Source organism: Nitrospirillum guanabarense (genome assembly GCF_034653355.1).
Classification (GTDB): domain Bacteria; phylum Pseudomonadota; class Alphaproteobacteria; order Azospirillales; family Azospirillaceae; genus Nitrospirillum.
The window spans coordinates 1,395,347-1,408,409 of the sequence record NZ_JAYEER010000001.1 but is presented as its reverse complement, the minus strand read 5'-3'; the positions used below and the strand labels follow the sequence as shown (position 1 = coordinate 1,408,409).

Here is a 13,063-nt window from a genome sequence, read left to right as displayed (position 1 = left end):
AACCAGGCTCAAGCTGCTGTGTTGTGCGATGACGAACGGAGGTGGGATCGCATGCCTACGCCCCAGAATTCCCGCCGCTTCCCCTGGCTGTCCTGGCCAGGCCTGACAGGCGTCGTCGTCATCCTTCTCGGCCTGGCGCTGATCATCCCCGGCGGCTGGCTGATCGTGGCGGGCGGCAGTTGGTACTACCTGCTGGCCGGCCTGACGCTGGTGGTGGTGGGCGCGCTGCTGGGCCGGGGCCGGTGGGAAGCCTTATGGCTGTACGCCCTGCTGTTCCTGGCCACGGCGCTGTGGGCCTATTGGGAGGTGGGGCTGGACGGGTGGCAGCTGGTTCCCCGACTGCTGACGCCAGCGCTGCTGGGCATGTGGCTCAGCCTGCCGTGGGTGGTGCGTCCCCTGCACGGGGCGCCGCGCCCGCCGGGACCGCCGGAAGAGGATCCCTTGGCCACGCACAGCGTCCGACCCGGGCCCCTGACCTACCGTCCCTGGCTGGGCGTGGGTGTCTACGCGCTGGCCGTGTTGGTGGTCGTGGCGTTGGGCTACCGCGTCTCCGCCATCCGAACGGTGGGGGCGGCCCCCTGGCAGGTGGCAAGCCCATTACCGAACCGGCGCCCAATCCGCCGGTGCCCCAGGACGGCTGGCGATACTACGGCCGCACCGCCGATGGCGACCGCTTCTCGCCCTTGAGCCAAATCCGGCCGGACAATGTCAATCAGCTGGAGCTGGCCTGGTATTACCGCACCGGCGACATGCCCAGCGATTTCGAGAACAAGAACGGGCGGGAATTCAATTTCGAGGCGACACCCATCAAGGTGAACGACACCCTCTATTTCTGCACCCCGCACCGCCAGGTCATCGCCCTGGACGCCACCGCCGGCACCGTGAAGTGGAAATACGATCCCCACAACGACACATCGGCCAACGAGTACCTGGCCTGCCGGGGCGTGGCCTATTACGAGAAACCGGCCGAGGCGGCACCCACGCCTCTTGCCCCCCCGGGCAACCCCACGGCCGCCGCCTGCCCCCGGCGCATCATCGCCACCACGGCAGACGCCCGGCTGATGGCCCTGGATGCCGACACCGGACAGCCCTGTCCCGATTTTGGCAGCAACGGCTACGTCAGCCTGACGGATGCCATGGGCCCAGTGCCGCCGGGCTTCCATTTCATCACCTCCCAGCCGCTGGTGGTGAACAATCGCGTCATCCTGGGCGGATGGATCTACGACAACCAGTCCAAGGGCGAACCCTCGGGCGTGGTGCGCGCCTATGATCCCGTCAGCGGCGCGCTGGCCTGGGCCTGGGACATGGGCCGGCCCGACCCCACGGCGCCCTTGAAGCCGGGGGAGGTCTACACCCGCGGCACGCCCAACGGCTGGGGCACCTACACCGCCGACCCGGCGCTGGGCCTGGTCTACATCCCCCTGGGCAACGCCACGCCGGACTATTATGGCGCCGACCGCCGGCCGTTCGACGACGCCTATTCCAGCGCCCTGGTGGCGCTGGACATCGCCACCGGGCAGGAACGCTGGCACTTCCAGACCGTGCACCATGACGTCTGGGACTTCGACCTGCCCGTGGGCCCGTCGCTGGTGGAGGTGTCGACGCCGGACGGCGTCGTCCCGGCCCTGGTGCAGACCACCAAGATGGGTGAGCTTTACCTGCTGGACCGGCGCGACGGCCGTCCGCTGGCGCGGGTGGAGGAGAAGGCGGTGCCGGGCCGGGGCCTGCCGGGCGAGCGCCTGTCACCGACCCAGCCCTTTTCCATCGGCATGCCCTCGCTGACCCCGCCGCCGTTGAAGGCCACCGACGCCTGGGGCGCCACCCCCATCGACCAGCTGCTGTGCCGACTGGATTTCCAGCGCCGGCGCTACGATGGGCTCTACACCCCGCCCACGCTGGATCGTGGCACGATCGCCTATCCCGCCTTTGACGGCGTGGTCGATTGGCACGGCGCCAGCATCGACCCCAGCCGCCACCTGCTGATCGCCAACGCCAGCTACATCCCCTTCACCGTCGACATCCTGCCGCGCGAGGAGGCGATGAAGAAGGGCTTGATCAAGCCGTGGAAAGGCTGGAGCGAACCCTATCCCAAGCCCAAGGACTTCAGCATAGGGCCGCAATACGGCACGCCCTATGCCGCCGTGGTCCAGCCCTGGCTGGGCGCGTTCGGCGCCCCGTGCCACGCCCCGCCCTGGGGCAAGCTGGTGGCCATCGACCTGCAGAGCCGCACCATCGCCTGGCAGCGACCCCTGGGCACCACGCGCGACACCAACCTGTTCAACACGCGGACGAACGCGCCCCTGCCCACGGGCATCTTCAACATCGGCGGCAACCTGGTGACGGCCAGCGGCGTCATCTTCATCGGCGCCACCGCCGACCAGTATCTGCGGGCCTTCGACGAACAGACGGGCCGGGAATTGTGGAAGGCCCGCCTCCCGGCGGGCGGCCAGGCGAACCCCATGACCTACCAGGGCAAGGACGGGCGGCAGTACGTCGTCATCGCCGCCGGCGGACACGGCGGCCTGCGCACGCGCAACGGCGACTACATCATGGCCTACGCCCTGCCCACCCCGGGCGCGAGCGTGGTGGGGATGGGGGACCAATCGGGAAGTCATTGAAGCATAGACATCTTTCACTGGAGGCCGGGAACCAGCGCCGTCCGTGGAGGTTGCCTGGATGGGCAGACATCCAAGGGGGCATCCATGAAGCGCCTGGTCATCGTTTCCAACCGTGTTCCGGCCGCCGGCACCCCGCAGGCCGGGGGCTTGGTCGTGGCGCTGACCGACCTGCTGCGCCGGCATAAGGGCCTGTGGTTCGGGTGGAGTGACGCGCTGGCGGAGCGGCCAGATCCCGAACCGCGCGTCGTGGAGCGCCAGGGCGTCAGCTGTGCCATGATCGACCTGACGCCGGATGAACACCGCAAATACTACCTCGGCTTCGCCAACGGCGTGCTGTGGCCGCTCATGCACATCCTGCCGGGTGTGGTGAGCTTCCACCGGAACGAGTTGGAGACCTATCGCGCCGTGAACGTCCGCTTCGCCACGGCATTGAAGGGCCTGCTGAAGAAGGATGACCTGATCTGGGTGCAGGATTACCAGCTCTTGGCCGTGCCGGCGGCGCTGCGCGATCTGAAGGTCCGCAACCCCATCGGCTTCTTCCTGCACATCCCTTTCCCGCCGCCGGTGGTGGCGGCCATCTCCGAAGGGTTGTTGGGCTTGGTGCGTGACGTGCTGGCCGCCGACCTCATCGGCTTCCAGACGTCGACGGACGCGGAACACTTCGCGCAGACGGCGGCGCAGTACGCCGGCGCCCGACGGGTGGGCAAGCTGGGGCTTAGACTGGGCGACCGCGCCGTGCGGCTGGGCGTCTTCCCAGTGGAGATCGACGCGCGGGAGTTCGCGCGCGTGACCGAGGCGGCCATGGAACGCCGCCCCGCCCGTGACCTCGCCCACAACCTGCGCGACCGCGCCCTGGTGCTGGGCATCGATCGGCTGGACCCCAGCAAGGGCCTGCCCGAGCGGCTGACCGCCTTTCGCCAGTTCCTGGCCGCCGAGCCGGATTGGCACCGCCGGGTCAGCTTCCTGCAGATCGCCGCCAAGTCGCGCGAGGGGGTGCCAGCTTATCGCAGCCTGCTGCGGGACCTGGAAAAGATCGCCGGCGCCACCAACGGCGCCTACGCCGAGCCCGACTGGACGCCGCTCAAACTGGTGACGCAGAGCAGCACCCGCACCACCGTGGCCAGCTATATGCGCCACGCCCGGGTGGGCCTGGTCACCCCGCTGCGTGACGGCATGAACCTGGTGGCCAAGGAGTTCGTGGCGGCGCAGAATCCGGAGGACCCGGGCGTGCTCGTGCTGTCGCGCTTCGCGGGCGCCGCCACCCAGCTGGACACCGCCCTGCAGGTCAACCCCTATGATCCCGACCAGATAGAGGAGGCCCTGCGCCGCGCCCTGTTCATGCCGCTGGCGGAACGCCGGGAGCGCTGGCAGGGCCTGTGGAACGCCATCAAGGACAAGTCCGCGCTGGCCTGGGGTGAGGCCTTCGCCGACGCCCTGGCCAGCCGCAAGGCGGGCGGCGCCCGGACTTCAAAAGGGGGGACGGGAACGAGGAAGGCCGCCCCCCGCGCGGCGGCGAAAGGGGCGGCCTCAAAATTGGGGGACCGGAAGGGCGGGGAACCGGATGTCCAGGCCCGGACCGGCTGACGCCTATTCCGCCGCCAGGACGTTGATGTGGGCCTTGGCCAGCATCGTCAGCTTCTCGTCCGTGGCCTTTTCCTCTTCCAGGTTCTGGTGCAGCAGCGCCGCGCAGTCCTCGCGGCCCAGCAGCTTGGCCCAGGTCACCAGCGTGCCGTAGCGGGAGATCTCGTAATGCTCCACCGCCTGGCCGGCGGCGACCAGGGCGGCGTCCAGCACCTGCTTGTCGTCAACGTCGCCGGCGATGTCGTCGGCCTCATCGATGATGCCGTCGATGGCGGGGCACTTCACCGCCTCCGGCTCCACGCCGTGCTGGCGGAACACCTGCTCCAGCCGCTGGATCTGGCCTTCGGTTTCCCGCAGATGGGTCTGGAAGCCCTGCTTCAGCTCCGGGTTGGTGGCTTTTTCGATCATGTCGGGCAGCGCCTTCAGGATGCGCTTCTCCGCGTAATAGATGTCCTTCAGCTGATGAACGAACAGGTCGTTCATGGTCTCAATGTCCTTGGTGAACAAACCCATGGTGTTCCTCCTGGGGATTGGACGCGGGATGTCTTTATTGGGCCGGCGCCGGTATCGGCTGCCGGCCAGCAATCAATTCCCCAGCCACGCCCTGGTTCCCGGACTTTTCGAACACCCCCCTTCCGCCGCCGTCAGAGGCGGTCGACCTCGAACTCCTCACAGGAATGGCCCAGGGCGGCCAAGCCCTCCTCCAGGAAATCGCCCAGGGTGGGGATGCCGATCAGGTAGCGGGCGGACCTTTCCCGATGACGCTCGAACGCCAGGGCGCGGGCCTCGTTCCACTCCGCCGCGGTGTAGTCGCCACGTCCGATCCAGGTCAGGGCGATCAGGTCCACCACCTCATCCTCGTTCAGCGATGTGATGGCGCCGACCAGTTCCGCCCGGGTGGGATCGTCGTCGTAGTCCTCCAGCACGCCGCGCTCGCCATCATCGGCGGGGTTCGACGCCGGATCCGGTTCCACCGGGTCGACCTTCACATCGAATTCCCGCGCCTTGACGATGATGAAGCAGACCTTTTCCAGGCTTATGTTCAGTTCCGCCGCCGGGGTGCCATCACCGGTCATTTCCTGGGTGTTGGACATGGTGTGCGATCCTCCTATCTGAACGCCGGGAAAAACCGGCCGCGGATGGGCAAAGTTCCCAGTAAGCCCGAAGCCCAGCCGGATGGTTCCAAACCGGGCCTTCCATTGGTGCCGATGGCGCCGCGTTCCCGGCAAGGGCGTCGGAGGGCACCCCAATTCAGGCTTTTGGTTTAACGATAAATCCTTTAGGACCAAATCGGTCGCCATGGTTCACCGGTCGTCCTCCTCGACATAGCGGGAGGCGGACGAACGGGAAGGACACTGTGTGAAGTCGTTTGGCCCTCAGATGTAAAGCATCATTTACAAAGCCGCTTCGCCGCCGGCTCACCCCTGCCGGGACGGAGGCGTTGGCGGGTCGCCACCAACGTCACGGGCGTGAAACTCTCCTCTTCTGATCGGAAAAAGTCATGAGTTCCTCTTTCCGCCTCCGCCGGCGCGCGCCTGGCCACCCGGCTCGCCTTCCTGGCCGCCGGCTTCGCCATGGCTTGCTGGGCGCCCCTGGTGCCGCTGGCCAAGGCCCGTGTCGGCGCCGACGATGGGCAATTGGGCCTGATCCTGTTGTGCCTCGGCATAGGCTCCATCCTGGCCATGCCGCTGACCGGCTGGCTCAGCGCCCGCTGGGGCAGCAAGCCCATGATCCTGGCGGGCGGCGCCGCCCTGGCCTTGCTGCTGCCACTGTTGTCCGTGACGGGACGGGTGCCCACCCTGGCCGCCACCCTGCTGGGCTTCGGCGCCGCGCTGGGCACCATCGACGTGGCCATGAACGTCCACGCGGTGGAGGTGGAGCGTGGGGCCGGCCGGCCGCTGATGTCCGGCTTCCACGCCATGTTCAGCGTCGGCGGCTTCCTGGGGTCCGGCGGCATGACCTTGCTGCTGTCCGCCGGAACCGCCCCCCTGGTCGCCACGCTGCTCGGTGGCGGGCTGGTGCTGGCCGCCGTCCTGGCGGCTCTGCCCCGCCTGCTGCCGGCGCGGGGGGAGCCCACGCCCCTGGTGGCACCGCACGGCATCGTGCTGCTGCTGGCGGGATTGGCGGCGGTCTGTTTCCTGGTGGAGGGCGCCATCCTGGACTGGAGCGCGCTGCTGCTCATCGGCGCGGGCTTGGCCGACACCGGGCGAGCCGGTTTCGGCTATATGGTGTTTTCCATCGCCATGACCGTGGGCCGCTTGACGGGTGACCGCATCGTGGCGCGCTTTGGCGACCGCTGGGTGCTGACCTGCGGCGGCGCCGGCGCCATCCTGGGGCTGGCCTTGCTGCTGACGGCGCCCACGGTGCTGGCGGCCTCCGCCGGTTTCCTGATGATCGGCTTGGGCGCGTCCAACATCGTGCCGGTGCTGTTCCGCCTGGCGGGCAACCAGAGCGTCATGCCGGTCGGCCTGGCCGTCGCCGCCCTGACCACCACCGGCTATGCCGGCATCCTGGCCGGGCCGGCGGGCATCGGCTTCGTCGCCCACGCCGTCGGCCTGCCGACAGCCTTCTGGCTACTGGCCTTGCTGATGGCCCTGGTCCCGGTGCTGGCCGGCCGCATCGCCAAGGCGGCACACGCATGACCGCCGGCCGTCACCCCCGATCGGACGGCGCTTCCATCGAAACCGCCGCATGAAATCCATTTCAACATGCCGTGGCGACGGTTTTCATCCGATTCTGGACCCTGGATTCAGTCTTGGATCTGGGGTGGCGACATGCGAAGGAGGATTTTGTATTATTAATATCTGATAAGGCCGGCCCCCTCCAGCGGGGTATCGGACCCCGGAGGAAATCGGCCCGAAATGCTGAGTTCAAGAAAGGGGAAGCCGTTCCTGCGGGCGGCACTGGCCGGTTTCGTTTCCGCCTGGCCCTGACGACCTTGGACGCTGGGGCCAAGGCCGGTCCCATCGCGGTGCTGGATCGCTACGGCGCTTATGTCTCGGTGGAGGGCTACGGCGCGAATGTCGTGCGTATCACCATGTGACACCCGTCATTTCACACATGGAACGGCCGTGGCTATCGTCGCGGCCGTTTCTGCCCTCATGGGGCCTGTTTCATGAGGCTGGCTCAAGGAACCGCCGCGGTCGCTTGAGCATTGTCAAATTGTTGACGCCCCGATGGGGGCTTTATAGCTTCCGGGCGCAGCCTTCGCTGTCGCGTGGACGCGTGGGCGGAGGGATGGCGATGCCGGTGCTCGGGGGACGGTTGGCTTTGGTGCGCCGTGAAAAAGCAGCAGCCCAGCTGACCGGGGACGGTCTGTGGGATCGCATCCGGACCGAGGCGGAAGAGGCCCTGGCCGGCGCGCCCATGTTGGCGCCCCTGTTTCTGGATTCCATCATCAACCAGTCCTCGTTCGAGACGGCGCTGTTCCACCGCATCGCTGCGCGGCTGAAGAACGACGTGGTGTCCCAGCCGCTGATCGTCGACACCTTCAACCAGGCGGCGGCTGACGATATCACCCTGGCCGCGGCCCTGCGCGCCGATATCACCGCCGTGCTGGATCGCGACCCGGCCTGCGAGCGGTTGATCGAGCCCTTCCTCTATTTCAAGGGCTTCCATGCCATCCAGACCCACCGGCTGGCCCATTGGCTGTGGATCAATGGCGCGCGGGATTTCGCGCTGTACCTGCAAAGTCGCTCGTCGGAGGTGTTCCAGACCGACATCCACCCGGCGGCCACCATCGGCCAGGGCGTCTTCCTCGACCACGCCACGGGCTTGGTGGTGGGCGAGACGGCGGTGATCGAGGATGACGTGTCGCTGTTGCAGGACGTGACCCTGGGCGGCACCGGCAAGAACACGACTGACCGCCACCCCAAGGTGCGCAAGGGCACCATCATCGGCGCCGGCGCCAAGATCCTGGGCAATATCGAGATCGGGGCGTACACCCGCGTCGCCGCCGGCTCCGTCGTGCTGCGGCCGACAGAACCCTACTCGACCGTCGCCGGCATCCCGGCCAAGGTGGTGAAGGTCGATGAGGCCGGACGGCAGGCGGCCCAGCAGTTGGACCAGGTGCTGAGCGACCTGGCCTACAACTCATTCAATTACTCGATATAGACGACACCTCCCCTCTCGGAATAACGGCGGGCGCCTACGATCGGGCTCCAACGTTAGTGCCGATTTGCAGTCCGCCGCGGTATGGGACGGGGGAAAGCGTCGCAGCGGGCGATGACGGTATCTAATTCCGTGGTACTCGACAAAACTCCACAATCGGCCTTCGGGCCGCGGGGTATATTGGCGTCGAAGCGACAACGCAACCGAACCGACCTGATACTTCCGTGGAGCCACGATCATGAGTATTTCTTCCATCGGCGGGTACGCCAGTTCCATCGCCGCACAATACCGTCCGACCTCCAACTCGGCGACGACCGATACCGCTTCAGCCCAAGCCGCTCCCCAGCAGCCCGCCAGTCTCGATCGGGACGGCGACGGTGATGTGGATACAGGCCCCGTCGACAAGGACCGCGGCAACAACATCAACATCAAGGCTTGATTGAGATCACGCCACGGCCGGCGGCGAGCGCCCGCCAGGGATGCCCTGCCGCCGACCACACCACGCCGCCGTGCTCATCCGCCGTGAGCCGACTGTCGACTTGCTTCCGCTCTTCGCCAATAATCAGGCATGGACCGAATACTGCTCGTTGATGACGACGTCGCGCTGGCGGATATGCTGCGCGAGTTTCTGGAACAGGATGGGTTCCTGGTCGACGTGGCCCATGACGGCGGCGCGTGCTTCGACCACGCGCCTGAGGGGCAGGACCTCATCGTCCTTGACGTCATGCTGCCGAAGCTTTCCGGCTTCGACGTGCTGAAGCGCCTTCGCCAGCGGTCCGATGTGCCCGTCATCATGCTGACAGCCCGTGATGACGACGTCGATCGTATCGTGGGTTTTGAAATCGGCGCGGATGACTACGTGCCCAAGCCCGTCAATCCCCGGGAACTGGTGAGCCGAATTCGCGCCGTCCTGCGTCGTGTCAACAGTGGCGCGGCCAAGGCGCCGGCGGAGTTGCAGGTAGGCCATGTCCGGCTCAACCCAACCGCCCGCATCGCTTGGAGCGGGGAGTGGCGGTTGGAGCTGACTTCGGCGGAATTCAGCCTGCTTGAACACATGTTACGCGGCGCTGGCCGTATCATTTCGCGGGACGAACTTTCGGCCGCGGCATTCGGCCGACACCATGTGGCCGGCGCCGACCGCAACGTCGACACGCTTGTGAGCAAGGTCCGGCGCAAATTGGATGCCGCCGCTGGCGATGGTGAACAACCGATCAAGACCATCCGTAATGTCGGCTATCTTTACGCCTTGCCCCCCTCGTGACCGGACGTGACGCGGTTCCGATGGCTATGACCTTCCCACGCCTGCTTCCCCGCCATCCTGCCGCCATGGTATTCGCCGCGACCGTGATGGCCTTCCTGGTGGCGAATGCCGCCTGCGGCCAAGCCAACGTTTCAGCGGACGACCCTGCGGACAGCTACGTGTTGGGCCAAGGGATCAACGTCGGTTCCATCAATCTCGCGGGTTATTCCAGCCTGGTGGCGACGCTGCCCGACCAGGGCCGCAAGGCCTTGAGCCTGGAGGACCTCAGCCTCTACGCCAGCGCGCATGTCGGTGCCTTCATCAACCCTTTCATGGAAGCGGAATTGACAGGGCTCAACCTCGTGCCCTGGGGGAAGGATGGCGGCGGCGACAACGGAAAAGGTGGCGGCTATGTGGTGCTGGAACGCCTTTACAACGATATCCAGCTGCCTGACGGCTTCACGGTCCGTTTCGGCAAGATGCTGGCGCCGGTGGGGGACTGGAACCAAATCCACGCGGCGCCCCTGGTCCTGTCGACCGTTCGGCCAGCGGCGACCTATCGCGGCTTCAGCCAGTACGCCACCGGCTTGTCAGTGCTGTACAACGACCCTAAGACCCGTTGGCCGGACGTCCAGGTCTATTGGCAACCCATGGACGAGTTCTCCGCGCGGCCGGACAGCATCGTCGACGACCATTACCGCCTGGTTGAAGGCCTGCATGTCAGCTTTCCCCTGGCATTGCTGGACAAGGTCGGTTTTTCGGTTCAGCGCACCATCGACCGACTAGGGGTGGAACAGCATCTGGCGGGGGTGGACTTCCGGTATACCATGGGCCCGGTGACGCTGCAGGGCGAAGGGGTGGTCTCGACCCTGTCCCAACCGGCTGGCGTGCACGCGACGCGGAGCCTGGAGTGGAGCGGATACGTGGCACCGTCCTACGCGCTTGACGACCAATGGTCCGTCTACGGCTGGTACGAGATTTACGATGGGCGCGGCGCCGCGTCCATCGCCCCCGCGCAGGCGGCAGGTCCCGCAAGCGACCGGACAGCGCAGGACATCCTGGCCGGCTTCGCTTTCCGCCCGCAGCCGGCCATGGTCTTCCGGCTGGAATATCTGCTGAATGTCGGCGGACCGCCGGTCAACCCCACCGGTCTGTTCGCCTCCTGGTCCGTGCTGTTCTGATGGGACGGCGACGTTCCCTGCTGGCGGCGCTGATAGGACTGTTCCTGTCGGACATCGCCCGGGGGGAGGATATCCTGGTGGTCGCCAACCCGTCGGTGTCCCTAGGCCGCCCGTTGAACGCCGGCGACATCGCCGCCATCTACCTGCTGCGGATCACCTTGTGGCCCGACGGCAGCGCGATCATCCCCGTCAACCGCGAAATCTCCAGCGATGTCCGCGCCCGCTTCACGGTCGGCGTCCTGCACCAGGACAATGCCAGCCTGATCGTTTACTGGAACGAGATGCACTTCAAGGGCAAGTCGCCGCCGGTCGTCCAGGAATCCGAGCAGGCGCTACTCACCTTCATTCGTAAGGTTCCCGGCTCGGTCGGCTACATCAGCGGCGGCGGTGGCGGCGTGCCGGACGGCGTCGTGGTCCTGGCCAAGCTGTCGATCGCGGCCGGCTCAGGCGGGGGCGGCCAATGAAGGCGGTCATCGGCAGTTCCATCGGGCGCAAGATTGTCAGCGCCCTGCTGGCCATATATCTGCTGACCTACGGATTGACGGCGGTGGTGGTCTATACCGGCGTGCGCCGGTCGCTGCTTGAGTTCGCCGAAGGCGGCTTGGCCCAGGTCGCGGACCTGAAGTACCAGCGTCTAAGCAACCGCATGGACGAACTGGCGACGGATTTGACCGCCTGGGCCCAGTTGGAGGTCATGAACGACCTTGTGTCAGGCGATGTCGACCGCCGGATCGGGACAACGCTGGAGGCGCTGCAGCGCCTGTATGGACTGACGGGCGAAATCTACGCCTTCGATGCCGCCGGCGCCCTGATCGCCGATGCCGACGGCAACGGCGGTTCCCCTCCGCCCGGCACCCATCTGCCAGCGGCCTGGACCGTGACGGCCCGCAGCGCCACCTTCTTCGACAAGCATCGGAACCCGTTGGGCGCGGGGGATGTCATTGCCCTCGCCATTCCGGTCTTCGGCAGCTTCGCCCCCGACTACCATGTGGGCACCCTGGTCATCGCCCTGCCATGGAGCACCGTCGAAACCTTGCTGAACGGCGTGGAGGCCCGCACCATGCTGGTGCGCCTGCCCCCGGATTCGATGGTCCTGTCCAGCGCCGCCGATCCAAGCCCGGAACCGGAAAGCCGCATCATCGGGCGTTCCGTGCGACGGGACGGCTTGCTGCGATCCTGGCAGGTGGTGGTTTCCCAGCCAGTGTCGGTCGTGACCCGTCCCCTGCGCCAGGTGGCGCTGGAACTGACCCTGCTCGGCATCCTTCTCGCGGCGCCCATCTTCGCCTTCGTGCGCTGGATGGGGCGGCGGCTGACGGCGCCCATCATGGAACTGACCCGGGCCGTGCGCGTCATCGCCGACACGGATCGCCTGGACATCCAGGTACCCGTCACCAGCCGGGATGAACTCGGCTTTCTGGCCCGATCGTTCAATCACATGACGGTCGGCCTGCGGAATGCCCGGGAGGAACGCGACCGCAGCATGAGGGACCTGGAACACCTGAACCTCACGCTGGAAGGCAAGGTGGCGAACGGACAGCCGAATTGGAAGCCGCGATCACCGCCCAGCGTCGGCTGATCAGCGATATCTCCCATGAGATCAAGTCCCCGCTGGCCCGGCTCAGCATGGCCTTGGGTCTGGCGCGGCGCCAAGTGGAACCCCAGGCCCCCCGGCATTTTGACAGGATGGAGCGGGAGATCGCCGCCGTCGCCGCCCTGGCCTCCGAACTCCTGACGCTGGCCCGACTGGAAGGGGCGGCCGTGGAACTGCAGCGTATGCCGGTCGACCTGCCGGGGTTGTTGCGCGCCATCATCGTCGACGCCGCCTATGAGCGCCCCGACAGGCAGCCCGACCTGACGCTGACCGTGGCGTCAGACCTGCCGGGCCGCGGCGTCATCGCCGGCAATGCCGACCTGTTACGCCGCGCCATCGAAAACGTCATCCGCAACGCGCTTTTCTATACGACCTCCGGAGTGCCGGTGACGGTGACCCTGGTGGGGCCCGCGGCGGACACCACCACCGTCCTGGACCTGACGGTGGCCGACAGGGGGCCAGGGGTTTCCGATGAAGCCATCGGGCAGCTGTTCGATCCCTTTTACCGGGCTGATCCCGCCCGGGCCCGCGACACCGGCGGCACCGGCATCGGTTTGACCATCTGCAAGCGCGTGGTGGAACTGCACGGTGGAACCGTGGCGGCGATGCACAACCACCCCAACGGGCTGATGGTGAAAATCGCCCTCCCTGTCGCACCCACGACGCCACAGAACTGAAAATTGCTGGTGGGCAAGTCCACACTACTCCACGACACACGGCCCTAGCATGGCCCCATCGCTTC

At 66.7% G+C, this 13,063-nt stretch carries 14 protein-coding genes; 12 read left to right on the top strand and 2 right to left on the bottom strand.

What is annotated here, in order from left to right; genetic code table 11:
- Positions 1 to 51 precede the first annotated feature (51 nt).
- The 3 genes from UAA55_RS05870 (at position 52) to UAA55_RS05860 (ending at position 4,202) form a co-directional block, all read left to right on the top strand.
- Positions 52 to 687, top strand: coding sequence for a hypothetical protein (locus tag UAA55_RS05870; RefSeq protein ID WP_322951710.1), 636 nt, complete (start codon positions 52 to 54; stop codon positions 685 to 687).
- Positions 624 to 2,618, top strand: a complete 1,995-nt coding sequence (locus UAA55_RS05865; protein ID WP_322951709.1) for a membrane-bound PQQ-dependent dehydrogenase, glucose/quinate/shikimate family — start codon at positions 624 to 626, stop codon at positions 2,616 to 2,618. The genes UAA55_RS05870 and UAA55_RS05865 overlap by 64 nt, the downstream gene beginning before the upstream one ends.
- An 84-nt stretch (positions 2,619 to 2,702) precedes the next feature.
- Entirely contained in the window at positions 2,703 to 4,202 is a 1,500-nt protein-coding gene (locus UAA55_RS05860; RefSeq protein ID WP_322951708.1) for an alpha,alpha-trehalose-phosphate synthase (UDP-forming), read from the top strand.
- 3 nt (positions 4,203 to 4,205) lie between these two features.
- On the opposite strand, the gene UAA55_RS05855 is transcribed toward UAA55_RS05860, so the two are convergent.
- Positions 4,206 to 4,712, bottom strand: a complete 507-nt coding sequence (locus UAA55_RS05855) for a YciE/YciF ferroxidase family protein (RefSeq protein WP_322951707.1) — start codon at positions 4,710 to 4,712, stop codon at positions 4,206 to 4,208.
- A gap of 131 nt (positions 4,713 to 4,843) precedes the next feature.
- Positions 4,844 to 5,293 carry a DUF3775 domain-containing protein gene (locus UAA55_RS05850; protein ID WP_322951706.1) on the bottom strand — a complete coding sequence of 150 codons (450 nt, stop codon included), beginning with the start codon at positions 5,291 to 5,293 and terminating at the stop codon, positions 4,844 to 4,846.
- A gap of 441 nt (positions 5,294 to 5,734) precedes the next feature.
- On the opposite strand from UAA55_RS05850, the gene UAA55_RS05845 reads away from it, so the two are divergent.
- The 9 genes from UAA55_RS05845 (at position 5,735) to UAA55_RS05805 (ending at position 12,998) form a co-directional block, all read left to right on the top strand.
- Positions 5,735 to 6,841: an MFS transporter gene (locus UAA55_RS05845; RefSeq protein ID WP_322951936.1), complete on the top strand. Its 1,107-nt coding sequence runs from the start codon at positions 5,735 to 5,737 to the stop codon at positions 6,839 to 6,841.
- Positions 6,842 to 6,954: 113 nt separating this feature from the next.
- Positions 6,955 to 7,242 carry a hypothetical protein gene (locus UAA55_RS05840; RefSeq protein WP_322951705.1) on the top strand — a complete coding sequence of 96 codons (288 nt, stop codon included), beginning with the start codon at positions 6,955 to 6,957 and terminating at the stop codon, positions 7,240 to 7,242.
- A 200-nt stretch (positions 7,243 to 7,442) separates the two neighbouring features.
- The gene (gene cysE / locus UAA55_RS05835; RefSeq protein WP_322951704.1) at positions 7,443 to 8,312 is read left to right on the top strand and encodes a serine O-acetyltransferase; all 870 of its coding nucleotides are present in this window, start codon (positions 7,443 to 7,445) and stop codon (positions 8,310 to 8,312) included.
- A 235-nt stretch (positions 8,313 to 8,547) separates the two neighbouring features.
- Complete coding sequence (locus UAA55_RS05830; RefSeq protein WP_322951703.1) at positions 8,548 to 8,748, top strand: hypothetical protein; 201 nt, start codon at positions 8,548 to 8,550, stop codon at positions 8,746 to 8,748.
- Positions 8,749 to 8,877: 129 nt separating this feature from the next.
- Complete coding sequence (locus tag UAA55_RS05825; RefSeq protein WP_322951702.1) at positions 8,878 to 9,570, top strand: response regulator transcription factor; 693 nt, start codon at positions 8,878 to 8,880, stop codon at positions 9,568 to 9,570.
- Positions 9,571 to 9,590: 20 nt separating this feature from the next.
- Positions 9,591 to 10,730, top strand: coding sequence for a hypothetical protein (locus UAA55_RS05820; protein ID WP_322951701.1), 1,140 nt, complete (start codon positions 9,591 to 9,593; stop codon positions 10,728 to 10,730).
- Positions 10,730 to 11,194 (top strand): type 2 periplasmic-binding domain-containing protein, encoded by a 465-nt coding sequence (locus UAA55_RS05815; RefSeq protein ID WP_322951700.1) that lies wholly within the window; start codon positions 10,730 to 10,732, stop codon positions 11,192 to 11,194. Before UAA55_RS05820 ends, UAA55_RS05815 begins: the two co-directional genes overlap by 1 nt.
- The gene (locus UAA55_RS05810) at positions 11,191 to 12,306 is read left to right on the top strand and encodes a HAMP domain-containing protein (protein WP_322951699.1); all 1,116 of its coding nucleotides are present in this window, start codon (positions 11,191 to 11,193) and stop codon (positions 12,304 to 12,306) included. The genes UAA55_RS05815 and UAA55_RS05810 overlap by 4 nt, the downstream gene beginning before the upstream one ends.
- Positions 12,273 to 12,998 (top strand): sensor histidine kinase, encoded by a 726-nt coding sequence (locus UAA55_RS05805; protein ID WP_322951698.1) that lies wholly within the window; start codon positions 12,273 to 12,275, stop codon positions 12,996 to 12,998. Before UAA55_RS05810 ends, UAA55_RS05805 begins: the two co-directional genes overlap by 34 nt.
- Positions 12,999 to 13,063 lie beyond the last annotated feature (65 nt).